Annotated in this window: 27 protein-coding genes; 9 read left to right on the top strand and 18 right to left on the bottom strand. The window is 71.4% G+C overall.

Annotated elements, in window-relative coordinates; genetic code table 11:
* Nucleotides 1-36 precede the first annotated feature (36 nt).
* Nucleotides 37-855: a transglutaminase family protein gene (locus tag ABZT49_RS10710; RefSeq protein WP_355286038.1), complete on the bottom strand. Its 819-nt coding sequence runs from the start codon at nucleotides 853-855 to the stop codon at nucleotides 37-39.
* A gap of 230 nt (nucleotides 856-1,085) precedes the next feature.
* Nucleotides 1,086-2,189, bottom strand: coding sequence for a cobalt-precorrin-5B (C(1))-methyltransferase (locus ABZT49_RS10705; protein ID WP_355286036.1), 1,104 nt, complete (start codon nucleotides 2,187-2,189; stop codon nucleotides 1,086-1,088).
* A gap of 68 nt (nucleotides 2,190-2,257) precedes the next feature.
* Between ABZT49_RS10705 and ABZT49_RS10700 the strand changes: the two genes are divergently transcribed.
* Entirely contained in the window at nucleotides 2,258-3,583 is a 1,326-nt protein-coding gene (locus tag ABZT49_RS10700; protein ID WP_355286035.1) for a cobyrinate a,c-diamide synthase, read from the top strand.
* A 38-nt stretch (nucleotides 3,584-3,621) separates the two neighbouring features.
* On the opposite strand, the gene ABZT49_RS10695 is transcribed toward ABZT49_RS10700, so the two are convergent.
* Nucleotides 3,622-4,038 carry a helix-turn-helix transcriptional regulator gene (locus ABZT49_RS10695; protein WP_355286033.1) on the bottom strand — a complete coding sequence of 139 codons (417 nt, stop codon included), beginning with the start codon at nucleotides 4,036-4,038 and terminating at the stop codon, nucleotides 3,622-3,624.
* Between the two features lie 658 nt (nucleotides 4,039-4,696).
* On the opposite strand from ABZT49_RS10695, the gene ABZT49_RS10690 reads away from it, so the two are divergent.
* On the top strand, nucleotides 4,697-5,017 hold the full coding sequence (locus ABZT49_RS10690; RefSeq protein ID WP_355286031.1) for an antibiotic biosynthesis monooxygenase: 321 nt from the start codon (nucleotides 4,697-4,699) through the stop codon (nucleotides 5,015-5,017).
* 52 nt (nucleotides 5,018-5,069) lie between these two features.
* Here ABZT49_RS10690 and ABZT49_RS10685 read toward each other — a convergent pair whose 3' ends face one another.
* Nucleotides 5,070-6,347: an MFS transporter gene (locus tag ABZT49_RS10685; RefSeq protein ID WP_355286028.1), complete on the bottom strand. Its 1,278-nt coding sequence runs from the start codon at nucleotides 6,345-6,347 to the stop codon at nucleotides 5,070-5,072.
* Between the two features lie 282 nt (nucleotides 6,348-6,629).
* Between ABZT49_RS10685 and ABZT49_RS10680 the strand changes: the two genes are divergently transcribed.
* Nucleotides 6,630-8,141 (top strand): undecaprenyl-phosphate glucose phosphotransferase, encoded by a 1,512-nt coding sequence (locus tag ABZT49_RS10680; protein ID WP_355286027.1) that lies wholly within the window; start codon nucleotides 6,630-6,632, stop codon nucleotides 8,139-8,141.
* A gap of 412 nt (nucleotides 8,142-8,553) precedes the next feature.
* On the opposite strand, the gene ABZT49_RS10675 is transcribed toward ABZT49_RS10680, so the two are convergent.
* A complete protein-coding gene (locus tag ABZT49_RS10675; protein WP_355286026.1) occupies nucleotides 8,554-9,081 on the bottom strand; it encodes a Fur family transcriptional regulator in 528 nt (175 codons plus the stop codon).
* A 167-nt stretch (nucleotides 9,082-9,248) separates the two neighbouring features.
* Here ABZT49_RS10675 and ABZT49_RS10670 point away from each other — a divergent pair, with 167 nt between their 5' ends.
* The 3 genes from ABZT49_RS10670 to ABZT49_RS10660 are packed head-to-tail and all read left to right on the top strand — an operon-like array spanning nucleotide 9,249 to nucleotide 11,145.
* Nucleotides 9,249-9,401, top strand: coding sequence for a hypothetical protein (locus tag ABZT49_RS10670; protein ID WP_355286024.1), 153 nt, complete (start codon nucleotides 9,249-9,251; stop codon nucleotides 9,399-9,401).
* Nucleotides 9,402-9,436: 35 nt separating this feature from the next.
* Nucleotides 9,437-10,282 (top strand): ABC transporter ATP-binding protein, encoded by an 846-nt coding sequence (locus ABZT49_RS10665; protein ID WP_355286078.1) that lies wholly within the window; start codon nucleotides 9,437-9,439, stop codon nucleotides 10,280-10,282.
* A gap of 38 nt (nucleotides 10,283-10,320) precedes the next feature.
* Complete coding sequence (locus ABZT49_RS10660; RefSeq protein ID WP_355286077.1) at nucleotides 10,321-11,145, top strand: metal ABC transporter permease; 825 nt, start codon at nucleotides 10,321-10,323, stop codon at nucleotides 11,143-11,145.
* 1 nt (nucleotide 11,146) lies between these two features.
* Here ABZT49_RS10660 and ABZT49_RS10655 read toward each other — a convergent pair whose 3' ends face one another.
* Nucleotides 11,147-11,332 carry a DUF2256 domain-containing protein gene (locus ABZT49_RS10655; protein WP_355286022.1) on the bottom strand — a complete coding sequence of 62 codons (186 nt, stop codon included), beginning with the start codon at nucleotides 11,330-11,332 and terminating at the stop codon, nucleotides 11,147-11,149.
* A gap of 4 nt (nucleotides 11,333-11,336) precedes the next feature.
* Nucleotides 11,337-12,203, bottom strand: a complete 867-nt coding sequence (locus ABZT49_RS10650; RefSeq protein ID WP_355286020.1) for a formyltransferase family protein — start codon at nucleotides 12,201-12,203, stop codon at nucleotides 11,337-11,339.
* A 172-nt stretch (nucleotides 12,204-12,375) separates the two neighbouring features.
* Here ABZT49_RS10650 and ABZT49_RS10645 point away from each other — a divergent pair, with 172 nt between their 5' ends.
* Nucleotides 12,376-13,908 carry a cryptochrome/photolyase family protein gene (locus ABZT49_RS10645; RefSeq protein WP_355286018.1) on the top strand — a complete coding sequence of 511 codons (1,533 nt, stop codon included), beginning with the start codon at nucleotides 12,376-12,378 and terminating at the stop codon, nucleotides 13,906-13,908.
* Here the strand turns inward: ABZT49_RS10645 and bcsS are convergent.
* Nucleotides 13,897-14,676 carry a cellulose biosynthesis protein BcsS gene (gene bcsS, locus ABZT49_RS10640; protein WP_355286017.1) on the bottom strand — a complete coding sequence of 260 codons (780 nt, stop codon included), beginning with the start codon at nucleotides 14,674-14,676 and terminating at the stop codon, nucleotides 13,897-13,899. The genes ABZT49_RS10645 and bcsS overlap by 12 nt on opposite strands.
* Before the next feature lie 300 nt (nucleotides 14,677-14,976).
* Between bcsS and ABZT49_RS10635 the strand changes: the two genes are divergently transcribed.
* Together ABZT49_RS10635 and ABZT49_RS10630 are read left to right on the top strand one after the other, a co-directional pair.
* Entirely contained in the window at nucleotides 14,977-15,246 is a 270-nt protein-coding gene (locus ABZT49_RS10635; RefSeq protein ID WP_355286015.1) for an usg protein, read from the top strand.
* A 374-nt stretch (nucleotides 15,247-15,620) separates the two neighbouring features.
* Nucleotides 15,621-16,244 carry an exopolysaccharide biosynthesis protein gene (locus ABZT49_RS10630; RefSeq protein WP_093569551.1) on the top strand — a complete coding sequence of 208 codons (624 nt, stop codon included), beginning with the start codon at nucleotides 15,621-15,623 and terminating at the stop codon, nucleotides 16,242-16,244.
* 176 nt (nucleotides 16,245-16,420) lie between these two features.
* Here the strand turns inward: ABZT49_RS10630 and ABZT49_RS10625 are convergent, their stop codons facing one another.
* From ABZT49_RS10625 to ABZT49_RS10580, 10 genes are all read right to left on the bottom strand, one after another.
* Nucleotides 16,421-17,017: a nucleotidyltransferase family protein gene (locus ABZT49_RS10625; RefSeq protein ID WP_355286013.1), complete on the bottom strand. Its 597-nt coding sequence runs from the start codon at nucleotides 17,015-17,017 to the stop codon at nucleotides 16,421-16,423.
* A complete protein-coding gene (locus ABZT49_RS10620; protein WP_355286011.1) occupies nucleotides 17,007-18,041 on the bottom strand; it encodes a molybdopterin-binding protein in 1,035 nt (344 codons plus the stop codon). The genes ABZT49_RS10625 and ABZT49_RS10620 overlap by 11 nt, the downstream gene beginning before the upstream one ends.
* Nucleotides 18,038-18,736, bottom strand: a complete 699-nt coding sequence (locus ABZT49_RS10615; protein ID WP_355286009.1) for an XdhC family protein — start codon at nucleotides 18,734-18,736, stop codon at nucleotides 18,038-18,040. Before ABZT49_RS10615 ends, ABZT49_RS10620 begins: the two co-directional genes overlap by 4 nt.
* Nucleotides 18,733-19,056, bottom strand: a complete 324-nt coding sequence (locus ABZT49_RS10610) for an XdhC family protein (RefSeq protein WP_355286007.1) — start codon at nucleotides 19,054-19,056, stop codon at nucleotides 18,733-18,735. The genes ABZT49_RS10615 and ABZT49_RS10610 overlap by 4 nt, the downstream gene beginning before the upstream one ends.
* Nucleotides 19,057-19,102: 46 nt before the next feature.
* On the bottom strand, nucleotides 19,103-20,311 hold the full coding sequence (locus tag ABZT49_RS10605; protein ID WP_355286005.1) for a VWA domain-containing protein: 1,209 nt from the start codon (nucleotides 20,309-20,311) through the stop codon (nucleotides 19,103-19,105).
* Nucleotides 20,308-21,210, bottom strand: a complete 903-nt coding sequence (locus ABZT49_RS10600) for a MoxR family ATPase (protein ID WP_355286003.1) — start codon at nucleotides 21,208-21,210, stop codon at nucleotides 20,308-20,310. The genes ABZT49_RS10605 and ABZT49_RS10600 overlap by 4 nt, the downstream gene beginning before the upstream one ends.
* Nucleotides 21,211-21,492: 282 nt before the next feature.
* A complete protein-coding gene (locus ABZT49_RS10595) occupies nucleotides 21,493-22,293 on the bottom strand; it encodes a xanthine dehydrogenase family protein subunit M (protein ID WP_093569558.1) in 801 nt (266 codons plus the stop codon).
* A 20-nt stretch (nucleotides 22,294-22,313) separates the two neighbouring features.
* Entirely contained in the window at nucleotides 22,314-24,683 is a 2,370-nt protein-coding gene (locus ABZT49_RS10590; RefSeq protein WP_355286002.1) for a xanthine dehydrogenase family protein molybdopterin-binding subunit, read from the bottom strand.
* A gap of 297 nt (nucleotides 24,684-24,980) precedes the next feature.
* On the bottom strand, nucleotides 24,981-25,475 hold the full coding sequence (locus ABZT49_RS10585) for a (2Fe-2S)-binding protein (RefSeq protein ID WP_355286000.1): 495 nt from the start codon (nucleotides 25,473-25,475) through the stop codon (nucleotides 24,981-24,983).
* A gap of 242 nt (nucleotides 25,476-25,717) precedes the next feature.
* Entirely contained in the window at nucleotides 25,718-26,197 is a 480-nt protein-coding gene (locus ABZT49_RS10580; RefSeq protein ID WP_093569561.1) for a CoxG family protein, read from the bottom strand.
* Nucleotides 26,198-26,375: the final 178 nt, after the last annotated feature.

Below are 26,375 nucleotides of genomic sequence, written 5' to 3'. Positions count from 1 at the left end.
GCGCGTGGCCGGTCATGGGCCGCATTCCTGAGACCGTCACGCGGCGACCGGTTGCGCCTCCTCCGTCGTCACCTTGAACTCCACGAGGGTGTTCGGCCCGAAGGTGAGCGTCAGGGGGACGTCGGCCGCGTCACGCCCGTAGGCGATCAGGATCCGGCCGATGCGCGGGCTGTTGTTGCGCGGATCGAACGTGTGCCAGCGGCCGCCCAGATAGACTTCCATCCAGGCCGCGAAATCGCCCGGGGAATGCGGCAGCGGCAGGCCGATGTCGCTGATGTAGCCCGTGCAGTAGCGGGCCGGGATGTTGAGGCAGCGGCAGAAGGCGATCGCGAGGTGGGCGTAGTCGCGGCACACGCCGCGCCGCTCCTCGTAGGCGTCCAACGCCGTGCGCGTGGCTCGCGAATGCTCGTAGCCGAAGCCGATGCGGTCATGCACGTAGTCGCAGATCGCCTGCACCCGCGCCCATCCCGGCTCCGTGGTTCCGAACAGGTCCCAGGCGGTCTGCGACAGGCGATCGGTCTCGCAGTAACGGCTGCCGAGGAGGTAGAGCAGCGTCTCCGCGGGCAGGCTTTGCACGGCCTCCTGTCGCGCCGCCGTGTCGGTCATGTCCCAGTTGCCGTGGTCGCGCACGATCGTGTCCGTCCTGAGCGTGAAGCGCCCGGCCGGAGCGACGAAGCGGTTGCACCAGTTCCCGAACGTGTCGCGATAGCCTTCCAGGGGGACGGCCGGCACGGTGAGCAGGTAATCCGGTTTCTCGAGATCGGAGAACCGGGAGGCGTGGATGGTCAGCATCGCGACGACCGGCGTGTCGTGCGCGAAGTCGTAGGTCATTTCACAGCCGACATGGATGCGCATGAGGGTCCCCCGCGGAACCGGCCGGGCGCGCGCCCGCCCCGGCGGATGCAGGTCGGGTCACGCCGCCGGATCGCGTGGCCGCATTGGAACCGGGTATGGCATGAACCTGCGTTCTTTTGCAGCCCGATCAGGTTGACTTTGGGAACCGACGATCCTCATTTGGGCGCAGACTTGGGGGCTGTGACTGCGACAGGACGAGCGTCGGCCAGGTCGCAGCGGGCCGAAGCCGTTCACCCCACCGGATGAAACGGCGCCCGCCCGACGAGCCCGCCATCCCGATCGAACACCACCACCTCGAGCGAGCTGCCCGAACCCGAGAGCGCCTTCGCCGCCGTCGCCCAGGCGTAGCGGGCGACGAGGTCGGCGAGCGGCAGGTCGCTGCCTCGCGCCAGCTGCAGCACCTCCAGAGCCGTGTTCGCTCCCGCCGCCCGCCGGGCGAGGTCGGGCGCGCCGCCGGCCTCCACCACGCGCTCCGACAGCCAGGCGAGGTCGACGGGACCAGAACGGGAATGCAGGTCGAGGAGGCCGTGGCCGAGCTTCGCCATCTTGGCGATGCCGCCGGCCACCGTCACCCGCGGCACCGGATGCCGGCGCAGGTATTTCAGCATGCCGCCGGCGAAGTCGCCCATGTCGATCAGCGCCTGGGGCGGCAGATCGTAGAGGCGGGCCACCGCCTCCTCCGAGGTCGAGCCGGTGGCGCCCGCGACGTGGTCGAGGGCGCCGGCGCGAGCGACGTCGATGCCGCGATGGATGCTGTCGATCCAGGCGGCGCAGGAATAGGGCACCACCACCCCGGTCGTGCCGAGCACCGACAGGCCGCCGAGGATCCCGAGCCGCGGGTTCAGTGTTTTCCGGGCCAGCGCCTCGCCGCCGGGAATCGCGATCTCCACCACAACGTCCGGCGGACCGCCGAGGCCGGAAGCCGCCTCGGTGATCGCCGCCGCGATCATCCGCCGGGGCATCGGGTTGATCGCCGGCTCGCCGACCGGCAGCGGCAGCCCGGCCCGGGTCACGGTGCCGACGCCGGGCCCGGCCCGGAACGCGATGCCGGAGCCAGGCAGGCCGCGCCGGACGGTGGCGAGCACCAGGACCCCGTGGGTCACGTCCGGGTCGTCGCCGGCATCCTTCACCACCCCGGCCAGCGCCCCGTCCTCGACGAGGCCGGTCCGCGCCAGGGCGAAGGCCGGGCGGGCGCCGCTCGGCAGCGGGATCTCGACCGGATCCGGGAAGGCGCCGGTGACGAGGCCCGCATAGGCCGCCTTGGCGGCCGCCGCCGCGCAGGCGCCGGTGGTCCAGCCGCGGCGCAGGGTCTCCCGTGGTCGTGTCGCATCCATGCGGCGTGGTATCACCGCGGGCCGGCGCGGTGAATGCGCGCCGTTCGCGCGAGACAATGGAACCCATCGTGACCGCACGCCCCGCCCGCGGCCTCCTCGTCGCCGCCGCCCGTTCCGGCTCCGGCAAGACCACCGTGACCCTCGCCCTGCTGCGGGCCCTGCGCCGCCGGGGCCTCGCGGTCGCCGGGGCGAAGTGCGGGCCGGACTACATCGATCCGGCCTTCCACGCCGCCGCCACCGGCCGGCCGAGCTACAACCTCGACAGCTTCGCCATGGACGGCGCCCTCCTCGACGCAGTGGCGGGCCGGGCCGGCGCGGAAGCCGATCTCCTGATCGCCGAGGGCTCGATGGGCCTGTTCGACGGCGTCGTGGCGGAGGAGGGCCGCAGCGGCGCCAACGCCGACATCGCCGCCCGCTACGGCTGGCCGGTCGTGCTGGTGCTCGACATCTCGGGCGCGGCGCAATCGGCCGCCGCCACCGCCCTCGGGGTGCGGGCCTACGATCCGCGCCTGACGCTCGCCGGCGTGATCCTCAACAAGGTGGCGAGCCCGCGCCACCGCCGCCTCGTCGAGGTGGGGCTCGATCGGGTGGGGATCCCGGTGCTCGGTGCGGTGCCGCGGGAGGTCGCGCTCGTCCTCCCCGAGCGCCATCTCGGGCTGATCCAGGCCGGCGAGACCGCGGACCTCGATTTCCGCCTCGACCGCCTCGCCGATCTGGCGGAGGCCTCGATCGACCTCGATGCGGTGATGGCCGCCGCCGGCGGGCGTGTCCCCGCGCCCGGGATCGGGCATCTGCCGCCGCCGCCCGGGCAGCGCCTCGCGGTCGCACGCGACGCCGCGTTCTCGTTCGTCTACCCGCATCTCGAGGCCGGCTGGCGCGCCGCCGGGGCCGAGATCGTACCGTTCTCGCCGCTGGTCGACGAGGCGCCGCCGGCCGGTTGCGACGCCTGCTGGCTGCCCGGCGGCTATCCGGAGCTGCATGCCGGCCGGATCGCCGCCGCGTCGCGCTTCCTCGACGGGCTGCGCGCCTTCGCGGAGACGAGGCCCGTTCACGGCGAGTGCGGCGGCTACATGGTGCTGGGCGAGAGCCTGGAGGATGCCGAGGGGACGACCCACCGCATGGCCGGCCTGCTGCCGGTCGCGACCTCCTACGCGAAGCGCCGCCTGCATCTCGGCTACCGGATCGCGACGCTCGTCGGCGGCGGCGCGCTCGGGCCCGCCGGGCAGGGCCTGGTCGGCCACGAGTTCCACTACGCGAGCGAACTCACCCCGCCCCCGGGGCCGGACGAGGCCCTGGCCGAGGTGACCGACGCGGAAGGCCGCAGCCCGGGCCTCGCCGGGCACCGGCGCGGCCGGGTCAGCGGCAGCTTCTTCCACCTCGTCGGGCTGCGCTGAGCGCCGGCCCCGACACCGTCGATGCGTCGTCGCGATGCCTACTCGGCGGCGGCGCTGTCCTCGCCGTTCACTGCCGCTGCGTGGCGGCCGAGGCGGGCGGCGGAGCGGACGATCGTCAGCACCTCGCGGCGCAGCTGCTCGTCCTCGATCTGCACGTAGGCGCGCAGGAGCTCGATCGCGCCCTGCGCGCTCAGGAAGCCGAACACGTTGTCGTCGCCGGTCTCGCCGCCGGCCTGGTCCTCGAAGAAGGCCGAGACCGGCACTTCGAGCAACCGGGCGATCTCGCGCAGGCGGCCGGCGCCGACGCGGTTCTGCCCCTTCTCGTATTTCTGCACCTGCTGGAAGGTCACGCCGACGGCGTTGCCCAGGGCTGTCTGGCTCAGCCCCTTGGCCTTGCGCAGGGCCGTGATGCGGACTCCGACGAGACGGTCGACCTCAGTGGTTTGCTTGGGCATCGGTCCTCAACATCTTCGTGCTGGCTTGCCGGAAGCCCCCTCCCCAATTCCAGAGGGCCGCCGTCCCGCGTCGTCCATGCCCGCGCCGGCCAGCGCTCCCCGCTCCGGCCCCTCGCGGACGTTCGTCCCCGGGCCGGCGGCGAAGACGCCTCGCATCCGGCCCGCTCACTCCCCCGTTCGCCCGTCCCGATCCCGGCTCGCCCGCCCCGCCGGAGCGTTCGCTCCGAACCGGGCTTTAAGCGAAAACCACTCGTCCCCGTCCGCTCGAGGCCATCCTGTCGCCAGGCTGACGACGCGGATGCGGGTCTGCCATGCAACCCAACTCACGTCTACACGCTCCGAGCGAATTCCCCAAGGGAACAAAGGTGAAAAAAATACTGAGGAGGACCGTTCGCGCAGGTGGCCGTCCGGTGGGTTCCGCCCGCGCCCGACAGGTCACCTTGTCGATCGGGCAATGGTTCCCATCTCCCCGGCCGGGCCCGCAAGACCAGAGGTCGGTGTCAACGACCTGTGGTTCCATCCCCGCATTGTCGCCGATCCCGATCTCCCGGATGTTCGGGGCCGGCCTCGACGACGCCGAGTTGGTCCGACGGTCTGACGCGGGAGCATCCCGGGCCGTTAGTATGGGACCGTGAGAACGCCGAAAGGGACGCTCGTCATGTTCATCGCCATGAACCGGTTCAAGGTCTACAAGGACGCCACCCAGGACTTCGAGCAGGTCTGGCTCGGGCGCGACAGCCATCTGGGGGAGATGCCGGGCTTCGTCGAGTTCCATCTGCTGCGAGGGCCGGAAGCCGAGGACCACGTCCTCTACGCCTCGCACACGATCTGGTCCTCGAAGGCCGATTTCGAGGCCTGGACCCGCTCCGAGCAGTTCCGCAAGGCGCATAGCCGCGCCCCGGGGACGAAGCCGCTCTATCTCGGCCACCCGCAATTCGAGGGTTTCGAGACGATCCAGACCGTCGCCAAGGCCGGGTGACGAGCGCCGGCGGGGGCGGCCGACGCCGCCCCTGCCCGTGTCGCCGGCCCCCTCAGGCCGCCTTGGGCGCTTCGAGCCGCGGCAGGAACGCCGCGAGCAGGCCCACCGCCGGCAGGAAGGCGCAGATCTGGTAGACGAACTCGATGCTGGTATGGTCGGCGACCTCGCCCAGGACCGCGGCGCCCAAGCCCCCCATCCCGAAGGCGAAGCCGAAGAACAGGCCGCCCACCAGCCCGACCCGGCCGGGCAGGAGCTCCTGGGCGTAGACCAGGATCGCCGGCATCGCCGAGGCCAGGATCAGGCCGATCGGCACGGTCAGCGCCACGGTCCAGAACAGGTTGGCGTGCGGCAGCGCCAGGGTGAAGGGCAGGACGCCGAGGATCGAGCCCCAGATCACCACCTTGCGGCCGAATCGGTCGCCGATCGGCCCGCCCACCACCGTGCCGGCCGCGACCGCGCCGAGGAACACGAACAGGTAGAGCTGCGACTGCTGCACCGACACGCCGAAGCGGTGGATCAGGTAGAAGGTGAAGTACGAGCTGAGGCTCGCCATGTAGAAATACTTGGAGAAGATCAGCACCAGCAGCACCCCGATGGTGCCGACCACCTTCGCGCGCGGGAGCGCCCGGGCGCTGAGCGCCCCCTTCTTGCCCCGCGCCGCCCCGGCCCGGAGGCGGCCGCGGTACCAGCGCCCGACGAGGCTCAGCACCACGAACCCGGCGAGCGCCGCGACCGCGAACAGGGCCACGCTCGGCTGGCCGAGGGGCACCACGATGAAGGCGGCGAGCAGCGGCCCGAGCGCCGAGCCGGCATTGCCGCCGACCTGGAACACCGACTGGGCGAGGCCATAGCGCCCGCCCGAGGCGAGGCGGGCGACCCGCGAGGCCTCCGGGTGGAAGATCGCCGAGCCGAGCCCGACGAGGCAGGCGGCCATGACCAGCAGGCCGTACGAGCCGGCATGGGACAGGAGCAGCAATCCGCAGAGCGAGAGCAGCATGCCGGTGGCGAGCGAGAAAGGCATCGGCCGCTTGTCGGTGACCAGCCCGACCACCGGCTGCAGCAGCGAGGCGGTGAGCTGGAAGGCCAGGGTCAGGAAGCCGATCTGGCCGAAATCCAGGCTGTAGGCCTGCTTCAGGAGGGGGTAGATCGCCGGCAGCAGCGACTGGATCATGTCGTTGAGGAGGTGCGACAGGCTCAGGCCCCCGAGCACCACGGCCGCCGGACCCGCGGCGGCGGCGGCCGGCGGCACGGCCCTCGTCACGACCTCCACCGGCGGCCCGGTCACCGACGCTTCCACGGCCACGCCGCCCTCGCCCGCTCGCGCATCCATCGCCCGCTTCGCTCCCCTGGCGGTCCTCGCGCGGACCGCTCCCGCCGCGCGTCCCGTCGAGGATCCGCCAGTGACGATCCGGCGGGGGTGCAGCGAGCCTCCCATACACCCGCAGCTTCCGTCCGTCCCGTCCCTCCACCGCAGGGCTGGGATGCCTCCGGTCCCAGGCTTGCTGTCTCAGCGGCAACCAGCCGGCGACGGCCCGGGGGACGTGCGGAAACGGCACGGTCCCGCCCGGTCCGTCCCACGCCGGCACAGACAGGGGTTACGGGTCTTCTCGCCATGCGACACGAACGGTTCCCCGGGGACGGAGACGGCCACCTCGCGAACAGCCAGCTCGCCTCGTCGGAGGCGCGCGCGGTCTGGAACGCGCTCCTGCCGCGGCGCGGCCGGGCGGCCCTGCGCGTCGCGATCGCCGGCGGGGCGGCGCTCGCCGAACTCGCGGCGGTGGCCGTCACCGGGCTCGCCTGCGAGACGATCTACCACCTCGTTTCCTACGAGCGGGAACCCGATCTCGGCCCGGCACTGGCGGTGGGCCTGTTCCTCGGCCTGTTCGTGGTGCTGCCGAACGTCGCGCGGGGCGAGTACAGCATCGAGAACTACCTCGCCCGCGCGCCCCGGTTCCGCCGGACGGTCAGCCTGTGGCTCGGCGCCTGGGCGGTGGTGCTGGTCCTCGGCTTCCTCACCAAGACCACCGGCGACCATTCCCGCGTGGCGACGCTCACGACCTTCCTCCTCGGCCTGCCGGTCCTCGTCGCCACCCGCCTCGCCACCGTGGCCCTGGTGCGCCGCCTCATCACTCCCCGCTCCGATTCCGCCCGCCGCATCCACCTGATCGGCTACGAGGAGGACGTCGCGAGCTTCTACGCCACCCACGACACCGCGGCGCTCGGCCTGCGGGTGATCGGCGTCAGTACGCTCCGCAGCGCGGCCCCGGGCACCGAGCCGGAGGCGCGAAAGGCGCAACTCGCCGAGGACCTTGACCTGAGCGTGTCGGTCGTGCGCTTCCTGCGGCCCGACGACGTGTTCGTGCTGGTGCCCTGGGCCGAGGTCGAGGATCTCGAGGCCTGCGTCGACGCCTTCCTGCGGGTGCCGGTCGCCCTGCACCTGCGCCCGGGCCGGGTGATGGACCGCTTCAGCGACGTGCGCCTCGGCCGGGTCGGCCTGCTCACCGGCATCAATGTCGGGCGCGCGCCCCTCACGGCGTTTGAGATCGCCGCCAAGCGCATCTTCGACCTCGTGGTGGCGTCGCTGGCCCTTGTCGCGCTCTCGCCGCTGCTGCTCCTGATCGCGATCCTGATCCGGCTCGACAGCCGCGGCCCGAGCCTGTTTCGCCAGAAGCGCTACGGCTTCAACCAGGAGGCGTTCTCCGTATTCAAGTTCCGCAGCATGCGCCAGGAGGCCGGCGCCGCCTTCCGCCAGGCGACCCGGGACGACGACCGCATCACCCGCATCGGCCGCTTCCTGCGCCGCACCAACCTCGACGAATTGCCCCAGCTCCTCAACGTGATCCGGGGCGACATGTCGCTGGTCGGCCCCCGGCCCCATGCGGTCGCCCACGACCGCAGCTTCGAGCGGCGCATCGCGCTCTATGCCCGACGCCACAACGTGCGGCCGGGGATCACCGGCTGGGCGCAGGTGAACGGCTTGCGAGGCGAGACCCTAACCGATGCCGACATGCAGCGCAGGGTGGAGCACGACCTGTTCTACATCGACAATTGGTCGTTGTGGTTCGACCTGCGAATTCTGGTGATGACGGTGGTGGCCAGGAGTGCGTTCCGGAACGCGTATTAGTCGAGCGGTTCAAGAGGGTGCCGTTGCGACGTCCTTTCCCGGAGCCTGCTCGACTTGCGAGGACAGCGTCGCGAGACACCCTTCCATCCCAAACATCACCTCAGAGCCTGTTCGAGCGGTTTCGCCGAACGATTTGCACACAGGTTGACATCTCTCTACGTCATCCCGGGGCTCGCCGAAGGCGAGAATCCGGGATCCATAACCGCTGACGGTGCAGGGTGAAGCGGACCGCGTTCCGACGTCTTCTGCATCGTCAGTGGTTATGGATCCCGGGTTCCGCTCCGCGGCCCCGGGATGACATCGAGGGTTCCGATGCGGTCGGCCAACTCAAACAGGCTCTCAGGATGAGATCGTTGGCAGGATAAAATCTACCTGTCAGCCAAACCGGTTCTGATACCCGGACCAACCGGCTTCACTCACCCTGCCGCCCCTGGCACGCCCCGCACTCCCCCTCGATCTCGACGATCCGGCTCGCCGGCTTGAACCCAGCCTGGGCCAGGGTCCGGTCCAGGCTGCGCTCGATCTCGGCGGAGATGGTCTCGTCGACGCTGCCGCAGCTGCGGCAGATGAGGAAGACCGCGCTCTCGCCGGCGCCGTGGCCGTGCTCGCAGGGGACGAAGGCGTTGCGGCTGGCGATGCGGTGGACGAGGCCGTGCTCGGTCAGGAAGTCGAGGGCGCGGTAGACCGAGACCGCGGCGACGCGCTTGCCCGGGGCACTCAGGCGCTCGGCGATGTCGTAGGCGCCGAGCGGGCGCCCCTCCTCGGCCACCACCTCCAGGGTGCGGCGGCGGAGCGTCGTGAATTGCAACCCGAGATCCTGCGCCAGCCGCTCGGCCCGCGCGACGAGGTCGGCCGTCCGGGCGGGGCCGTGGGACTCGTGTCCATGGGCGTGCGAGTCCTGCCCATGCCCGTGGTGCCCACAGGTTCCGTGCTCGTCCATCCGCCACCCTCCCGGTGCCGTCCTACCCCAACCAGGCGGCGGTTGACAGGCCCTGCCTGTTACAGTGTAACGATCCGCGTCGGGGCAGCAGCCGGCCGCCCCTCATATGGGGTTCGTGCGCTTGCCCGCCGAGGGCGCGAGCCGGACCCCGAGCGAACGATTCGCCGATGCCGCATTTCCACGCCCCGCGGGCCGACGCCGCTCCGCGCGCCCAGGCCGCGCCGTTCTCCCTGCTGCGGGTCGGGGTCGGGCCGCGCCTCGCCGTGGCCGCGCTCCTGGCATCGGCCGTGTGGGCCCTGATCGGCTGGGCCATGGCGTGACGGCACCGGTCAAGCATCCCACGCCCCGCGGCGCCATGCCCGGCGGCGCCTTGGCCTTTCGCGGCCTCACCCTCGGCTATGCCCGCCATCCGGCGGTCCACCACCTCGACGGCACGATCCTCCCGGGATCGCTCACCGCGGTGGTCGGGCCGAACGGCGCCGGCAAGTCGACGCTGCTCAAGGGCATCATGGGCGAGATCGCGCCGCTGGAGGGCGAGGTCGCCCGCGTAGGCCTGGCGCGGCAGGACATCGCCTACCTGCCGCAGGCCGCCGAGATCGACCGGGCCTTCCCCATCGGCGTGTTCGACCTCGTGGCGATGGGTCTGTGGCGCCGGGTCGGGCCGTGGCGCGCCCTGAAGCCGCACCGGGGCGCCGTCGCGGCGGCGCTCGCGGCGGTGGGGCTCACCGGCTTCGAGCGCCGGCCGATCGGCACGCTCTCGGGCGGGCAGCTGCGCCGGGCCCTGTTCGCCCGCGTCCTGCTCCAGGATGCGCGGGTGATCCTGCTCGACGAGCCCTTCGCGGCAATCGACGCCCGCACCACCGACGAGCTGCTGGGGCTGGTCCACGGCTGGCACGCGGAAGGGCGCACCGTGGTGGCGGTGCTGCACGACCTCGACCAGGTCGCCCGGCACTTCCCCTCGACCCTGCTCCTCGCCCGCGAGGCGGTGGCCTGGGGTGCGACGCACGAGGTGCTGACCGCCGACAACCTGCGCCGCGCCCGCCGGCTCTGCGAGGCCTGGGACGAGGATGCGCCGGTGTGCCGCGCCGCGGCCGACCAGGACCATCAGCCCCACGATCCTGCCTCGCACGACCAGCAGCCTCACGACCACGGGTCGCGCGACCACGCGCGCCACGACCGCACCCACGGGCACGCCGCGTGATCGACTTCCTGACGGCGCCCTTCGTCGAGTTCTCGTTCATGCGCCGGGCGCTCGCCGGCTGCGTCGCCCTGTCGGTCGGCGCCGCCCCGGTCGGCGTCTTCCTCACCTTGCGCCGCATGAGCCTAATGAGCGAGGCGATGAGCCATGCCATCCTGCCCGGCGCGGCGGTCGGCTTCCTGTGGGCCGGGCTGTCGCTGCCGGCGATGACGCTCGGCGGCCTCGTCGCCGGGCTCGCGGTGGCGCTCCTGTCGGGCCTCATCGCCCGCTCGACGGTTTTGCGCGAGGATGCGAGCCTGGCGGCGTTCTACCTGATCTCGCTCGCCGCCGGCGTGCTGCTGATCTCGGCCCGGGGCTCGTCGATCGACCTGCTGCACATCCTGTTCGGGACGGTGCTGGCGCTGGACGACGACGCCCTTGTTCTGCTCGGCGGCATCGCCACCGTGACGCTCGCGGGCCTCGCCGTCGCCTACCGGCCGCTGGTGATGGAATGCGTCGATCCGCTGTTCCTGCGCTCGGTCGGTCGGGCGAGCGGGCCGGTGCATTACGCCTTCCTGGCCCTGGTGGTGCTCAACCTCGTCGGCGGGTTCGCGGCGCTCGGCACCCTGCTCGCCGTCGGGCTGATGCTGCTGCCGGCGATCACCGCCCGGTTCTGGGCCCTCGATCTCAGCGGCCTGATGCCGGCAGCGGTGATCCTGGCGCTCGTCGCGAGCGTGGCAGGGCTGCTCGTCTCGTACTATGCCAGCCTGCCGACGGGTCCGGCGATCGTGCTCGCCGCCGGCACCCTCTACGTGGCCTCGATGCTGTTCGGGCCCCGCGGCGGGCTGGTCTGGCGGCTGATCCCGGCCCGTCACCTCGAGGCGTAGGCTACCGAGACGGGTGCGAGTCAGGCGCCCGCGCCGGCTCGCCCCGGTGCGCCGCCCGCCGGCAGGCATCCGAGCAGTAGCGCACCTCGTCCCAGACCCGCTCCCACTTCTTGCGCCAGGCGAAGGGCCGGCCGCACTGGACGCAGGTCTTCTGCGGCAGGTCGCCCTTGCGGCGCATCTTCGGCATCGCGTCAGCGCCCCGTCTTGCCTACATCCGCCAGCGGGATGCTGCTCCAGCGGGTGATCTGCACGTAGCCGTCCCGGACCGCCACCAGGATCTGGCGGCGATAGGCATGGACCACCGCGCCGGGGGCGTGGCGGTGGGCCTCCGTCCAGCCATGGGCCTCCTGCACGAAGATGCGGTTGTCGTTGACCCGCGCCAGGGTCTCGATCGACCCGAAGGCCCGGACCCGGCGCAGGATCGCCGCGACCGGCTGGCGGAAATCGAGGGTGCGGTCGAGATCGGTGACCCGCGGCCAGTAGGCGCCGTCGCCCTGCGGCTCTGCCTTGCGCCACAGGGCGGGCAGGTCGCGGGCGATCGGCCCGCGGGCGAGCCGCGCCGCCGCCATCTGGCAGCGGGCGAGCAGGGTCTCGTGCGTCTCCGCGTCGGAGATCGGAAAAATGTCCTGCGCCAGGATGTCGCCGGTATCGAACCCCTCCTCGGCGAGGACGTGGGCGGTCACGCCCCAGCTCTCGTAGGAATCGAGGACGGCGCGGAACAGCGGGTAGGGCCCGCGCCCGTCCGGCAGCGGCGAAGGGTGGATGTTGAGGGCGTAGCGCACCCGGCCCGGCCAACCGGTGACGAGCCACGGATAGCCCGCCACCACCAGCGCCCAGTCGCGCCCGTGCTCGGCCGAGAGCGCCTCGATGTCGGCGACGCGGATGCGCGAGAGCTGGATCGGCACCCGGTGCCGCCGGGCCAGCGCCACCACCGTCTCGTTCTGGTCGTAGATCCCGTCGCAGGGGCGGGAGAACAGCTTGATCGGTTGCCAGCCCGACGCGACCAGGCCCTCGAACACACCGCCCAGGAAATCGATTCCCGCGAAGGCGAATTTCACGACGCGACTCCTTACCCGCCGAGCCTCGGCCCCTGCGTCGGTTCGGCCCGGCGCGACTCGCGCGCCGGCGCCTCCGATCGCTCTAGCTAGCGTTATGGGCAGCCGGAGGGGAGCCGCAATGGCGGGAGTGTTAATCAACGTTTCGCAAGCCCGGACGAGAGGCTGAGCACGCATGCGCACGCTGCGCCTCGTCCTCGGCGACCAGCTCCATCCGCGGCTCGCCACCCTCACCGACCTCGATCCCGACGCCGACACGGTGCTGATGGTCGAGGTCGCCGAGGAGGCGACCTATGTCCGCCACCACAAGCAGAAGCTGGTGCTGGTCTTCTCAGGGATGCGCCACTTCGCGGCCGAGTTGCGGGAGCGCGGCATCCCGGTCGACTACGTCGCCCTCGACGATCCCCACAATGCCGGCTCGTTCACCGGCGAGGTCGAGCGCGCCATCGAGCGCCACCGGCCCGACCGGATCGTCGTGACGGAGCCCGGCGAGTGGCGGGTCGAGGCGATGATGGAAAAGTGGGAGGAGCGGTTCGGGCTGCCGGTCGAGATCCGGGACGATACCCGCTTCCTGTGCCCGCGCCCGGTCTTCGCCCGCTGGGCGGAGGGGCGCGAGAGGATCCGGATGGAGACCTTCTACCGAGCCATGCGTCGGCGCACCGGCTTCCTGATGGAGGGGCGCGAGCCGGTGGGCGGACAGTGGAACTTCGACCACGACAACCGCCGCCGCCTGCCCGCGAGCCACGCCGTGCCGGAGCGTCGGCGCTTCCCGCCCGACGCGGTGACGCGGGAGGTGATGGACCTCGTCGCTCGCCACTTCCCCGACCATTTCGGCGACCTCGACGGCTTCGCCTGGCCGGTGACCCGCGCCGAGGCGCTTGAAGCCCTGCGCCACTTCCTCGACGAGTGCCTGCCCTGGTTCGGCGACTTCCAGGACGCGATGCGGTCCGGCACGCCGTTCCTCTATCACGGGTTGATCGCGCCGGCCCTCAATCTCGGCCTCCTCGACGCCGAGGAGGTGTGCCGGGCGGCCGAGGAACGATGGCGCGAGGGCGCGGCCCCCCTCAACGCGGTCGAGGGCTTCATCCGCCAGATCCTCGGCTGGCGCGAATACGTGCGCGGCCTCTACTGGGCGCGGATGCCCGACTATCCCGAGACCAACGCTCTCAACGCCACCCGCGACCTGCCGTGGTTCTACTGGTCGGGCGAGACCGCCATGGCCTGCCTCGCCGAATGCGTGCGCGACACCAAGGCCCACGCGCATGCGCACCACATCCAGCGCCTGATGGTGCTGGGCAACTTCGCGCTCCTCGCCGGCCTCGCGCCGCGCCAGGTCGAGGAATGGTTCCTCGTCGTCTATGCCGACGCCTACGAGTGGGTGGAACTGCCCAACGTCCACGGCATGGCGCTCTGGGCCGATGGCGGGCTCCTCGGCTCGAAGCCCTACGCCTCGTCCGGCGCCTATATCGACCGGATGTCGGATTACTGCCGCGGCTGCACGTACGACGTGAAGGCGAAGACCGGCGCGACCGCCTGCCCGTTCAACTACCTGTACTGGAACTTCCTGATCGGGAACGCGGACACCCTGCGCGGCAACCCGCGCCTCGCCATGCCCTACCGCACCCTCGACAAGATGGCGCCGGCGCGCCGCGACACGATCGTGGCGGATGCCGCCCGCTTTCTCGATGCGCTCTCCTCAGAGGGGTAGCCAGGCGGTGAGCGTGCCGTAGCCGCCCGGACGCCGGATCTGCTCCTCGTAGACCCAGCCGGCCGAGATCCGAAAGCTCACCCGCGCCACCGCGACATCGGTGGCGTGGAGGCCGATGCTCCATTTCCGGTAGCCGGTCCGGTCGGCGTAGAGCGCGGCCTCCGGCCCGAAATAGGCCGCGGTCAGGTCCGGGAACCGCATGCCCCAGGACACCCGGCCCCAGGCGCTCCAGCGCGCCGTCCCGCCGATCAGCGTCCCGGTCACGAGCGTCGCCTCGCTCGGCCGCGCCCACAGCTCTCCCTGCACCCGCACCCCGAGGCGGGGCGTCGGCAGCCGCCGCGTGCCGGGACTGTCCAGCACCTCGAAGGCGAGTTCCGGTCCGGCGAACAGGGCGGCGACGCCCCAGCCGCGCACCCATTGCCAGCCGGCCAGCGCCCCGCCCTGCACCGTGTGGCGCAGGGTGCGCGGCGGGGCGATGCCGGCCTTCGCCCGCGGATCACCCCACCAGTCCCGCTCCGGCCGGACTCCGTAGCCGAGGGTCGCGAGGGTCACGACGCCGTCCCGGGCGATCCCGCCCGGCGCCACCTTGGCCCCGGCGCTGACGAAGGTCGAGCGGCCGGCATCGAGGCTGCCGAACAGCACGGTCCGCACATCGTCCCGCTCGTCGGCCGACGCCACATCCGGGCAGGCCAGGCTGGTGGCCGCATAGAGCAGGACGGATCGAGCCGGGAAAAGGGGCACGGGATCCTGGCCTGACGTTGCGTTCATGGAAATATCTTTTCCATCAAACGCAGCGTCAAGCGGAGACATCGACGACGCCACAGGCGACCGGCCGCACCGGCGCACTCGCCCGACGCCATGGGCGGGACCGGGTCGGACCGCCCCCCGCGCCCGATCGACGCCCCAAGACTGTCAGCACTCGCCCGAGTAGGCTGCTATTTCCTGAAGAATCAACGTATTAGCCGCTGTTTTTGCTTGAGCGTAACCATTGGTTAACCGCATCATCGGACGCTTGGTCGGCAAAGCGCTACGCACCCGCGAAGGATCCACAACCCATCAGGAGGTGTCATGGTCTCCAAGGAGTTTCGGCAGCAGATCGAGGGATACGGCCTGACCACGGCCCATATCCTCTACCGCATCCCCGACCATCCCGGCGTGCTGCAGACCTATATCTGGCAGGAATACGACCTTGCCCCGCGCTTCCCCGTGCTCACCGGCTTCCTGGATTTCTGGAAGCGCGAGCTGGAGGGGCCGTTGCACTCGGTCCGGGTGGCTCATTCGCAGCTGATCAAGCCGGCGGAGTTCCGCGCCGTGAACGGTGTGCTGACGCTGCACTGAATTCGGGCGCCGGCCGTTTTTTGGGGTCTCTGCCCTACGATTGCCCGGTTGGCCGTGTGAGAGGCCCGTCACGGCCGCGCTCTCAAGCAGCGCGGCGCTCACGTCGGTGAACCATGCACAGGCGCTTCCTCTTCGCGGCCGGGCCGCTTCGACGGCGGCTCGGCCCCCTTCCCGCCGCCGGGCCCGTCCGCGCCGATCTCGGCGCGGGCACCACCCATGCGCGCGGGTTGGCCCGGGCGGCGGAGTGGGCTAGAGGGGGCCGGGCGACCCCGGCCCGGGGCGCCGCGACCCCGCCGGCGAGCGTCGCCCCCGCTTTCGAGGGCGCCGCGATCCCGCCAGGGGGCGCCTCCCCGGCACCGGACGGCGAGAGCCCCGTGACGCAATTCGCCCGCACTTCCGAGGTCCTGACCGTCCTCGCCGCCCAGGAGACCGAGCGGCTGACCGTCGGCGACATCGTGGCGGTCCTGCGCGACCGGGCCTTCGCCCTCCTCGTCGTGCTGCTCGGCCTGCCGAACTGTCTGCCGATGCCGCCGCCGATCCCGCTGATCTGCGGCTTGCTCCTGGCGCTCGTGGCGGCGCAGATCGCCGCCGGCATGTCGGCGCCGTGGCTGCCGCGCGCGCTGCTCGGCCGCTCGATCGCCCGCTCCGACCTGCAGCGGGCCGTCTCCCGCGCGGTGCCCCTCCTGCGCCGCCTGGAGCGCTGGTCGCGGCCGCGGCTGCGGGTGTTCGAGAACGACATCGGCATGCGCGCCATGGGCCTGCTGATCCTGGCGCTGTCCCTGGTGCTGATCGTCGCCGCCCCGCTCGTCGGCCAGATCCCGCTCGGCCTCGCGGTCACCCTCGTCGGCCTCGGCCTCGTCGAGCGCGACGGCGTCGTGGTGGCGGCGGGCCTCGGGATCGGGGTGCTCGGCGTGCTCCTGAACCTCGGCTTCGTCTACGCGGTATTCACTGCCGTGATGGGGCTGCTAAACCTTGGGGCTGCGGCGGCCGGGGCGTGAGACCGGCACGGCTCGCTGCTCTCGAGACTGCTCGGTCTCATCGCCATCGTTGACATCCACCGCGTCATTCCGGGGCCGCGCAGCGGAGCCCGGAATGACCCGGAGGGTATGAAAATCGACAAAGGCCAATCGAGCGGGCTCTCAGCGCAACCTCCATGGCGGTTCTGACCAACGGCTCAGGACAGCCCCGCCAGGGCCGCCGGCGTGTCCACGTCGACCAGCACGCCCGGATCGTCCACCGGCAGTTCGAGCACGTCGTCGAGCCGCGCCAGCAGCAGCCCGGCGCCGCGGTCGCCGGTGAGGCCGGCGAGGCCCTCCGCGAGGAGACGGCGGTTCAGCAGCACCGGGTTGCCGCGATGCCCGCCCTGCACCGGGACCACGGCCGACGGCGCGACCGCCGCCCCGCGGAACGCCTCGGCGAGGCGCACCAGCAGGCCGGGCCCGACCCGCGGCATGTCGCCCAGCAGAACGAGCGCCGCCGGGACGGTCTCCGGCAGGGCGCCGAGCCCGGCGCGCAGCGAGGTCGACAGACCCTCGGCATAAGCGGGATTCTCGACCAGCGTCAGCGGCAGCCCGGCGAGCGCCGCGCGGACCTCGTCGCCGGCATGGCCGAGCACAGCGACCACCGGCCCGAGCTCCGCCGCCACCGCGGCTTCGGCCGCGTGGCGCACCAGCGGCTTGCCGTCGAGGCGGCTCAGGAGTTTCGGGCTCGCGCCGAAGCGGGTGCCGCGGCCGGCGGCGAGCAGCACCGTGCCGACCGGCTCACGATTCATCCGCGCTCTCCCCGCCGTCCCGGGGCTGGGGCCGCGACACGATCTCCATCAAGAGCCCGCCGACCCCGAACCCGACGATGTCGTCGCGGGTGACGGGCAGGCCGGCGAGGAGGCGCTGCAGCACCCAGTCGAAGCCGTTCTCCTTCGGCGAGCGGGCGCAGCCGGGGGCGCCGATCACCGGCACCGGATGCGGCGAATCCTGGCGCAGGCGTCCGAGCAGCAGCAGGTTGCCGGGATCGACCGGCATGCCGAGATGGTCGACCACGCCGCCGGCGGCCTCGATCCCGGCCGGGATCACGTCGCGCCGGTCGGCGATCGCCGAGGCGCCGAACACCACCGCCAGTTCCGCGCCGTCCCGCTCGATCGCGTCGCGCAGGGCCCGCGCCACGGCGCCGGCCTCGTGCGGCACCCGCGCCTCGCCGACGATCCGCCCACCGGCGGGGCCAAGGCGAGCCTCCAGCGTGCGCAGGGTCTTGTCGACGACGCTAGATTTGAGGCCGGGCAGCAGGGTCGAGATCGCCGCGACCCGGCTCAGGCGGTAGGGCGCGATCCGGATCGCCGGCGCGGCCGCGGCGAGGGCCCGGTCGAGCACCACCCCCGGCACCGCATAGGGAATGATCTTGACGGTGGCCACCATCTCGCCGGGCACGACCGGCTTGAACGGCACCAGGGTTGCGAGGGTCACCGCCTCGTCGACGCGGTTGACGCCGGCGATGACCGCCTCGTCGAGGACGAGCAGGCCTCCTTGCGCCGCGTGCAGGTTCGACCGGCCGGTGAAGGGCGGCTCGACCGTGACGCCCGGGCCCGCCACCGCGGCGGCGAGCGTTTCGGCCGCCGCGTCCTCGCCGACATCGCCCGGTTCGAGGGTCACCGCCACCACCTCGGCGATGCCGGCCGCTGCGAGCCGGGCCGCGTCCTCGGCGCCGATCGGCCGGCCCTTCTTCACCATCGCCTCGCCGGCGCGGACCGAGTGGGCGGCGATCAGCCCGGCGGCCTCTCCGATCGGAACCGGGCCGAACCTCATGCGGGCGCCCGGCGCCGGTCCTGGCGCAACGCCGCGATCACCTGGGCCAGCACCGAAACGGCGATCTCGGCCGGGCTGACGGCACCGATATCGAGACCGATCGGCGCGGCGATGCGGCCGATCTGGTCTTCGCTCAAGCCAGCGGCGGTCAGGCGCTCGACGCGCCGGCCGTGGGTCTTCCGCGAGCCGAGCGCCCCGACATAGAAGCACTCGGCCTTGAGCGCCGCGACGAGGGCGGGATCGTCGATCTTCGGGTCGTGGGTCAGGGCGGCGACCGCCGTGTAGCGGTCGAGGGGCGGCAGCTGCGCCAGCGCGTCGTCCGGCCAGAGCGCCAGCAGGGTGACGTCCGGAAAGCGCTCCGGCGTCGCGAAGGCGGTGCGCGGGTCGATGATGGTCACGTCGAGTTCGGTCAGGCGCGCCATCGGGGCGAGCGCCTGGCTGATATGGACCGCGCCGATCACCACGAGGCGCGGCGGCGGCACCTGGACGGTGAGGAACAGCGAGCGGCCCTCGGCCTCGACGATCCCGCTCTTGCCCGAGCGGAACCGCGCCGACAGCTCGGAGGCCAGCGGATCGGACTCGGCGTCCGCCTCGCGCACCAGGCGCTGGGTGCCGTCGGCGGTGTCGGTGACCAGGATGACGGCGCGGCGGGCGGCGCGCTCCCAGTTCATCTCCCGCAGGATGTCGAGCCTCACGCGACCGGCTCGACCAGCACGCGGATGCGCCCGCCGCAGGACAGGCCGACCCGCCAGGCGGTCTCGTCGGCGACGCCGAATTCAAGCACCCGGGGTTGGCCGTCCTCGATCACGTCGGCGGCCTCGGCGATGACGGCGCCCTCGACGCAGCCGCCCGAGACCGAGCCGAGAAAGTTTCCCTCTTGGTCGATGATCAGATGCGAGCCGACCGGGCGCGGGGCCGAGCCCCAGGTCTCGATCACGGTGGCGAGCGCCACGCCGCGGCCGGCCTCGCGCCAGGATTCGGCGGTGGCGAGGATGTCGGTGTCTGTCGACAGCATGGAAACGATCTCCGGGACGGCTGAGCCCCGTTGCAAGAGTTAGGTGTCAGCCGGCCTCGCGCAACCACGCCTTCGGCGCGCGGGCGCGCGGCTGGTGCGCGCCGAGCGCGCGGCAGAGGTCGGCCATCGCCGACAGGCTGTGGATCGGCCGGAAATCGTCGACATGGGGCAGCATTGCCCGGATGCCGCTGGCGCGGGCGGAAAAACCCTCGAAGCGCAAGAGCGGGTTGAGCCAGACGAGGCGCCGGCACGAGCGGCGCAGGCGGTCCATCTCGTGGGTCAGTTCCGGCGTCACCTCGCGCTCGAGCCCGTCGGTGAACAGCAGCACCACGGCGCCGCCGCCGAGCACCCGGCGCGACCAGTGCCGGTTGAACAGGTGCAGGGCCTCGGCGATGCGGGTGCCGCCCTCCCAGTCCTGCGCCCGGGCGCTGGCGCGGGCCAGCGCCTCGTCGGGGTCACGGCGGGTCAGTTCCCGGGTGATGTTGGTGAGCCGGGTCGCGAAGACGAAGCTTTGCACCCGGCGCTGCTCGGAGAGGGCGTGCAGGAAGTGCAGGAACAGCCGCGAATACTCCGCCATCGAGCCGGAGATGTCGCACAAAGCGACGATCGGCGGCGGCCGCTCCCGCGGTGCCCGGAAGGCGAGATCGATGGCGCCGCCGGCCCGCACCGTGCGCTGGAAGCTGCGGCGCGGATCGATGCGCCCGCGCGGGCGCGCCTCGAACCGTCGGGTCCGGGTCGCGTCGTCAGGGAGCCGGAGTGAGCCGATGAGGCGGCGGGCCTGCGCCACCTCGTCGGCGCTCATCTGGGCGAAGTCCTTGCCCTTCAGCACCTCGGCCTGCGACACCGACAGGGTCACGGTGGTGAGGTCTTCCTCCGTCACCTTGGGCTTCGGCCGCTCGGTCTTCGGCGACAGCGCCTCCTGCACCCTGAGCGCCCCGGCATTCGGGGGCTTGGGCAGCGCCTTGTCGGGGGCGACCGGCGACATCTGGGCGATCATCTTCTCGATGAGGTCGCGTCGGCGCCAGAACAGCCGGAAGGCCTCGGCGAACAGGGCCGAGTGCTCGTGCCGGCGCACCAGCACGGCGTGCAGCGTCCAGAAAAAGTCCTCGCGGCTGCCGATGGCGGCGGCCTCCACCGCCTCGACGGCGTCGATCACGTCGCCGGGGCCGACCGGCACGCCGGCGGCGCGGAGCGCCCGCGCGAAATACGCGATGTTGTCGGGGAGCCGGCCGGTGCCCGCGGGAGCGTCGCTCATCCGCCGGACGATCTCACCTCGTCGAGCAGCGCCTTGGCGCGTCCGCCCTGCATCGCCTGGATGTCGTCCTGGTACTTCAGCAGCACGCCGAGCGTGTCGATGACGAGGGTCGGATCGAGGGCGATGGCATCGAGTTCGACGAGGGCGGTGGCCCAGTCCAGGGTCTCGGCGACGCCGGGCGCCTTGAACAGGTCCTCCTTGCGGATCGCCTGCACGAACCCGACGACCTGGCGCGACAGGGCCTCGGGGGCGTCCGGCAGCCGGGTGCGCAGGATCTGCAGCTCGCGCTCCGCGTCCGGATAATCGACCCAGTGATAGAGGCAGCGGCGCTTGAGGGCGTCGTGGATCTCGCGGGTGCGGTTCGAGGTCAGGATCACCAGCGGCGGCTCGGGCGCGCGCACGGTGCCGAGTTCGGGAATCGTCACCTGGAAGTCGGACAGCACTTCGAGCAGGAAGGCCTCGAAGGCCTCGTCGGTGCGGTCGAGTTCGTCGATCAGCAGCACCGGCGCCCCACCCTCCCCCGGCTCCAGCGCCTGGAGCAGCGGCCGGCGGATCAGGTAGCGCTCAGAGAAGAGTTCGGATTCGAGCCGCTCGCGGTCGACGGCGCCGCCGGCCTCGGCGAGCCGGATCGCCATCATCTGGCCGGCATAGTTCCACTCGTAGACGGCGGCCGCGACGTCGAGCCCCTCGTAGCATTGCAGCCGGATCAGCGGCCGCCCGAGGGATTTTGCGAGCACCTTGGCGATCTCGGTCTTGCCGACCCCGGCCTCGCCTTCGAGGAAGAGCGGGCGCTTCAGCTTCAGCGACAGGAAGACGACGGTGGAGAGCGCCCGGTCGGCGACGTAGCCGGCGGAGGAGAGCAGCGCCTGGGTGGCGTCGATGGAGGTGGGGAGGGTCATTCGGCGGAGCGGGCTTCTCGCAGGGCGGTAGGCTTCCGCCGGGTGTCGTAAAGGCGATGATTATCTGGAGCGGAACGCCGCCGAGCAAACCCTCCCCCCTCTGCGGGGGAGGGTGGCCCCCGCGTCAGCGGGGGTCGGGAGAGGGGACGCCGGTTCCGGAGAGGTCGCGCGCTTCATGAGGGGCGCCACGTTCAGCACCGTCGCGCTGCCCCTCTCCCGGCTCACTCCGTTCGCCACCCTCCCCCGCAGAGGGGGGAGGGTTTTCGCTGCGCCCGTCGCGCCTTACCGATCCGCCGCCTTCTGCACCGCGCGGCGTGCCATCACGCCGATCAGGTGAGCGCGATACGCCGCATCTGCGTGGATGTCGCTGTTGAGCCCGCTCGCCGACGGCGACATCCCCTCCAGCGACTTCGCGGCGAAGCGCTTGCCCAGCGCCTCCTCGGCCTCGGTCCAGCGGAACACGCCGTTGGAGCCGGAGCCGGTCACCGTGACGCGGATGTCGCTCGGGCGCTTGGCGACGAACACCCCGACGAGGGCGTAGCGCGAGGCCGGGTTGCGGAATTTCTCGTAGGCCGCCTTGTGGGGAATCGGGAACGAGACGCCGGTGACGATCTCGCCCTCCTCCAGAGCCGTCTCGAACAGCCCGGTGAAGAATTCTTCCGCCGTGAGCTTGCGCTTGTTGGTGCTGATCGTGGCGCCGAGCGCGAGGCAGGCCGCCGGATAGTCCGCCGCCGGATCGTTGTTGGCGACCGAGCCGCCGATGGTTCCGCGGTGGCGCACCGCCGGGTCGCCGATCAGCGCAGCCAGCTCGGCCAGGGCGGGAATCGCTTCCTTGACGTCGTTCGACTCGGCGACTGCGCCGTGGGTGGTCATGGCGCCGATGGTGATCGAGCGCGGGCTGCGCTCGATGCCGACGAGGTCCGGCACCTTGCCGAGGTCGATCAGCGTGCCGGGGGCGGCGAGGCGCTGCTTCATCGTCGGGATCAGGGTGTGGCCGCCGGCGACGAGCTTGGCGTCCTCGCCGGAAAGCAGGCTCACGGCCTCCTTGAGGCTGGTCGGCTGGTGATAGGCGAAAGCGTACATGATGCTCTCCAGACTTGATCTTATTCCGCCGCTTCCGGGCGCAGGTGGGGGCTCGCCTGCGCCGCCCGCCACACCGCCAAGGGCGTGGCCGGCATCGCGATGTTCTCGTGGCCGAGGGCGTCGGTCAGCGCGTTCATGACGGCGGCCGGGGCGGCGATGGCGCCGGCCTCGCCGCAGCCCTTGATGCCGAGCGGGTTCGACGGGCACGGCGTCACCGTCATGCCGACCTCGAACGACGGCAGGTCGGCCGCCCGAGGCATGCGGTAATCCATGAAGCTCGCGGTGACGAGCTGGCCGTCCGAATCGTAGAGCGCGCCCTCGAACAGGGCTTGGCCGACGCCCTGCGCGATGCCGCCATGGACCTGGCCCTCGACGATCATCGGGTTGATGACGTTGCCGAAATCGTCGACCGCCGTGAACTTCTCGATGGTGACGACACCCGTATCGGGATCGACCTCGAGCTCGCAGATATGCATGCCGGCCGGGAAGGTGAAGTTGGTGGGATCGTAGAACGCCCCCTCCTTCAGGCCGGGCTCGAGCTGGGCGCCGCTGAACTTGTGGGCGACGTAGGCTTGCAACGCCACCTCGCCGAAAGCCAGCGACTTGTCGGTGCCGGCGACCGAGAAGCGGCCGTCCTTGAACTCGATGTCGTCCTCGCCGGCCTCCATCGCGTAGGCCGCAACCTTGCGACCCTTGGCCACCACCTTGTCGATCGCCTTGGCGATGGCCGACATGCCGACCGCGCCGGAGCGCGAGCCGTAGGTGCCCATGCCGAACTGTACCTTGTCGGTGTCGCCGTGCACGATGGTGACGCTCTCGATCGGCACGCCGAGCCGGTCGGAGACGAGCTGGGCGAAGGTGGTCTCGTGGCCCTGGCCGTGGCTGTGCGAGCCGGTCAGCACCTCGATCGACCCGGTCGGGTTCACCCGCACCTCGGCCGATTCCCACAGGCCCACGCCGGCGCCGAGCGACCCCACCGCCTGCGAGGGCGCGATGCCGCAAGCCTCGATGTAGGACGAGAAGCCGATGCCGCGAAGCTTGCCGTTGCGGGCGCTCTCGCGCCGGCGGCGGGGAAAACCCTTATGGTCAGCGATCTCCAGCGCCTTGTCGAGGGAGGCGGAGTAATCGCCACCGTCATACATCATGATGACGGGCGTCTGGTGCGGGAAGCTCTTGACGTAGTTCTTGCGCCGGAACTTCGCCGGCTCCTGGTTCAGCTCGCGCGCCGCGACCTCGACCAGGCGCTCGATGACGAAGGTCGCCTCCGGCCTCCCGGCGCCGCGATAGGCGTCGACCGGTGCGGTGTTGGTGTAGACCCCGTCGACCTCGCAGTAGATCGCCGGGATATTGTACTGCCCCGACAGCAGAGGCGCGTAGAGGTAGGTCGGCACCGACGACGAGAAGGTCGACAGGTAGGCGCCGAGATTGGCGATGGTGTGGACCTTGAGGCCTAAAATCTTGCCGCCCTCGTCCATCGCGAGTTCGGCGTGGGTGACGTGGTCGCGGCCGTGGGCATCGCACAGGAACGCCTCGGTGCGGTCGCTGGTCCATTTCACCGGCCGGCCGACCTTCTTCGCCGCCCAGACGCAGACCGTCTCCTCGGCATAGATGAAGATCTTCGACCCGAACCCGCCGCCGACATCCGGTGCGACCACCCGGAGCTTGTTCTCCGGCGCGATGCCGATGAAGGCCGAGAGCACGAGGCGGGCGACGTGCGGATTCTGGCTCGTCGTGTAGAGGGTGAAGGCTTCCTCGGCCTCGTCGTACTCGCCGACGGCGGCTCGGGGCTCGATCGGGTTCGGCACCAGCCGGTTGTTGACGATGTCGAGCTTCGTCACGTGCGCCGCGCGGGCGAAGGCCGCTTCGACGTCGGCCTGGTTGCCGAGATGCCAATTGAAGACGGTGTTGTCGGGGGCGACGTCGTGCACCACCGTGCCGGCGCCCGCCGCCTTCGCGGTCTCGACCACAGCCGGGAGCACGTCGTAATCGACCGAGATCGCCTCGGCGGCGTCCTTGGCCTGGGCCAGGGTCTCGGCAATGACGACCGCGACGTGGTCGCCGACATAGCGCACCTTGCCCTGGGCGAGCGCCGGGTGGGCGCCAGCCTTCATCGGCGTGCCGTCCTTGGAGTGGATCATCCAGCCGCAGATCAGCCCGCCGACCTTGTCGGCGGCGAGATCCGCGCCGGTCAGGATCCCGACCACGCCCGGCATCGCGGCCGCCGCCGCCGTGTCGATGCCGCGGATCTCGGCATGGGCATGGGGCGAGCGCAGGAAATAGGCGTAGGCCTGGCCCGGACGGTTGTAATCGTCGACGTAGCGGCCCTTGCCGGTGATGAAGCGCTGGTCTTCCTTGCGGCGCACCGAGGCGCCGATACCCGTGGCGGTCATGGGCGTGTCTCTCCCGGATCTGGCCTCGCGGGCCGGCGTCGCGGGCCGGCCTCGGTCTTTTGTGGTGTTTCTTGTTGGTCCGGATGGCGCGGACATTTCTCGTAGGGCGCGGCGCCCAACCCTCCCCCCTCTGCGGGGGAGGGTGGCGAGCGGAGCGAGCCGGGAGAGGGGCAGCGCGACGCCGACCTAGGGGGCGCCTCTCACAACGGATCAGTCTCTTCCGGAAACGTGGTTCCCCTCTCCCGCCCCACTCCGTGGGGCACCCTCCCCCGCAGAGGGGGGAGGGTTAGGAGCAGTTCACTCCGCAGCGACCTTCTGCGGCTCCGACGCCATGCCCTCGGCGCCCGCCGCGATGGCCTTCACGATGTTGTGGTAGCCGGTGCAGCGGCAGATGTTGCCCTCGAGCTCGTGCCGGATGGTCTGCTCGTCGAGGGCGTTGCCCTTGCGGCGCACCAGATCCACCGCGGTCATGATCATGCCGGGGGTGCAGTAGCCGCACTGGAGGCCGTGATGCTCGCGGAAGGCCGCCTGCATCGGGTGGAGTTCGCCGCCCGACGCCAGGCCCTCGATGGTGGTGACGGAGCGTCCGTCGCACTGCACCGCCAGGACGGTGCAGGCCTTGATCGCCTCGCCGTCGAGATGGACGACGCAGGCGCCGCACTGCGAGGTGTCGCAGCCGACATGGGTGCCGGTGAGACGGAGAGTGTCGCGCAGGTACTGCACCAGCAGCGTGCGCGGATCGATGTCGGCGGTCACGGCCTTGCCGTTCACCGTCAGGCTGACAGCGCTCATGGGTGACGTCCTCCTCTGGCCGAAAGCCCGCGGGTCCTGTCTGTCGGACCCTGTCGCTCGTGGTGGCCGGGCCGGCCGTGCCTCTCTGGAATCGCTCGAATTCGAGTGTCAACCGGGCGGAAGCGCCGGTCAAGGCGCCGCGCCTCGGCTTTTTGGCGCGAAAAGCCGCCGATTTCGCCCGGTTTCCGGCAACCTGCCCATTCGCCTCGCAACAAGTTGATCGCGGGCGATCGAAAACGGGCTCAGGCCGCCGAGGTCTCGCCGGCGACCGCGCCGCCCTGGACCTCCTTGGCGAACGTGTCGAAGAAGTTGTCGGCGTACTTCTTGGCGACGCCGTTGATCAGGCGGCCGCCGAGCTGGGCGATCTTGCCGCCGACGCTGGCCTCGACGTCGTAGGTCATCTTGGTCTGGCCGCCCTCGGCCGGCTCCAGGCGCACCACCGCCCCGCCCTTGGCGAAGCCGGCCACGCCGCCCTGCCCTTCGCCGGTGATGCGGTAGCCGTTCGGCGGGTCGATGTCGGTCAGCGTCACTTTGCCCTTGAAGGTCGCCTTCACGGGGCCGACCGCGATCTTGGCCGAGGCCTGCAGCTCGTTGTCCCCAACCTTCTCGAGGGTTTCACAACCTGGGATGCAGCGCTTGAGCACCTCCGGATCGTTCAGCTTCTCCCACACGGTCTGCTGGTCGGCCGGCAGCAGAACCTCGCCGGTCATCGTCATCGCCATGGCGGCGCTCCCCCCAATCGTCGTGGTCAAACGGGCTTGGCCGGGAGGGTAGCGGAGCCGTAGCGTCAGGGCCAGCCGGCCTTTCGCACACCCGACCGGCAACCCCGGATTGTCGAGTGGTGCGGTGCTTGCTAAGCCTCACGCCAAGGGACGGCCGTGACACCCGGATGACAGGGCG

The sequence above is a fragment of the Methylobacterium sp. EM32 genome (assembly GCF_040593685.1).
In the GTDB taxonomy this organism is placed as follows: Bacteria; Pseudomonadota; Alphaproteobacteria; order Rhizobiales; family Beijerinckiaceae; genus Methylobacterium.
This window is presented reverse-complemented; position numbering and strand designations above follow the sequence as displayed.

Bases quoted from the DNA above. Each gene is read 5' to 3' on its own strand.
- ABZT49_RS10710 (WP_355286038.1), bottom strand. From the start codon at position 855: ATGCGCATCCATGTCGGCTGTGAAATGACCTACGACTTCGCGCACGAC.
- ABZT49_RS10705 (WP_355286036.1), bottom strand. From the start codon at position 2,189: ATGGATGCGACACGACCACGGGAGACCCTGCGCCGCGGCTGGACCACC.
- ABZT49_RS10695 (WP_355286033.1), bottom strand. From the start codon at position 4,038: ATGCCCAAGCAAACCACTGAGGTCGACCGTCTCGTCGGAGTCCGCATC.
- ABZT49_RS10690 (WP_355286031.1), top strand. From the start codon at position 4,697: ATGTTCATCGCCATGAACCGGTTCAAGGTCTACAAGGACGCCACCCAG.
- ABZT49_RS10685 (WP_355286028.1), bottom strand. From the start codon at position 6,347: ATGGATGCGCGAGCGGGCGAGGGCGGCGTGGCCGTGGAAGCGTCGGTG.
- ABZT49_RS10680 (WP_355286027.1), top strand. From the start codon at position 6,630: ATGCGACACGAACGGTTCCCCGGGGACGGAGACGGCCACCTCGCGAAC.
- ABZT49_RS10675 (WP_355286026.1), bottom strand. From the start codon at position 9,081: ATGGACGAGCACGGAACCTGTGGGCACCACGGGCATGGGCAGGACTCG.
- ABZT49_RS10670 (WP_355286024.1), top strand. From the start codon at position 9,249: ATGCCGCATTTCCACGCCCCGCGGGCCGACGCCGCTCCGCGCGCCCAG.
- ABZT49_RS10665 (WP_355286078.1), top strand. From the start codon at position 9,437: ATGCCCGGCGGCGCCTTGGCCTTTCGCGGCCTCACCCTCGGCTATGCC.
- ABZT49_RS10660 (WP_355286077.1), top strand. From the start codon at position 10,321: ATGCGCCGGGCGCTCGCCGGCTGCGTCGCCCTGTCGGTCGGCGCCGCC.
- ABZT49_RS10655 (WP_355286022.1), bottom strand. From the start codon at position 11,332: ATGCCGAAGATGCGCCGCAAGGGCGACCTGCCGCAGAAGACCTGCGTC.
- ABZT49_RS10645 (WP_355286018.1), top strand. From the start codon at position 12,376: ATGCGCACGCTGCGCCTCGTCCTCGGCGACCAGCTCCATCCGCGGCTC.
- bcsS (WP_355286017.1), bottom strand. From the start codon at position 14,676: ATGAACGCAACGTCAGGCCAGGATCCCGTGCCCCTTTTCCCGGCTCGA.
- ABZT49_RS10635 (WP_355286015.1), top strand. From the start codon at position 14,977: ATGGTCTCCAAGGAGTTTCGGCAGCAGATCGAGGGATACGGCCTGACC.
- ABZT49_RS10625 (WP_355286013.1), bottom strand. From the start codon at position 17,017: ATGAATCGTGAGCCGGTCGGCACGGTGCTGCTCGCCGCCGGCCGCGGC.
- ABZT49_RS10620 (WP_355286011.1), bottom strand. From the start codon at position 18,041: ATGAGGTTCGGCCCGGTTCCGATCGGAGAGGCCGCCGGGCTGATCGCC.
- ABZT49_RS10610 (WP_355286007.1), bottom strand. From the start codon at position 19,056: ATGCTGTCGACAGACACCGACATCCTCGCCACCGCCGAATCCTGGCGC.
- ABZT49_RS10605 (WP_355286005.1), bottom strand. From the start codon at position 20,311: ATGAGCGACGCTCCCGCGGGCACCGGCCGGCTCCCCGACAACATCGCG.
- ABZT49_RS10600 (WP_355286003.1), bottom strand. From the start codon at position 21,210: ATGACCCTCCCCACCTCCATCGACGCCACCCAGGCGCTGCTCTCCTCC.
- ABZT49_RS10595 (WP_093569558.1), bottom strand. From the start codon at position 22,293: ATGTACGCTTTCGCCTATCACCAGCCGACCAGCCTCAAGGAGGCCGTG.
- ABZT49_RS10590 (WP_355286002.1), bottom strand. From the start codon at position 24,683: ATGACCGCCACGGGTATCGGCGCCTCGGTGCGCCGCAAGGAAGACCAG.
- ABZT49_RS10585 (WP_355286000.1), bottom strand. From the start codon at position 25,475: ATGAGCGCTGTCAGCCTGACGGTGAACGGCAAGGCCGTGACCGCCGAC.
- ABZT49_RS10580 (WP_093569561.1), bottom strand. From the start codon at position 26,197: ATGGCGATGACGATGACCGGCGAGGTTCTGCTGCCGGCCGACCAGCAG.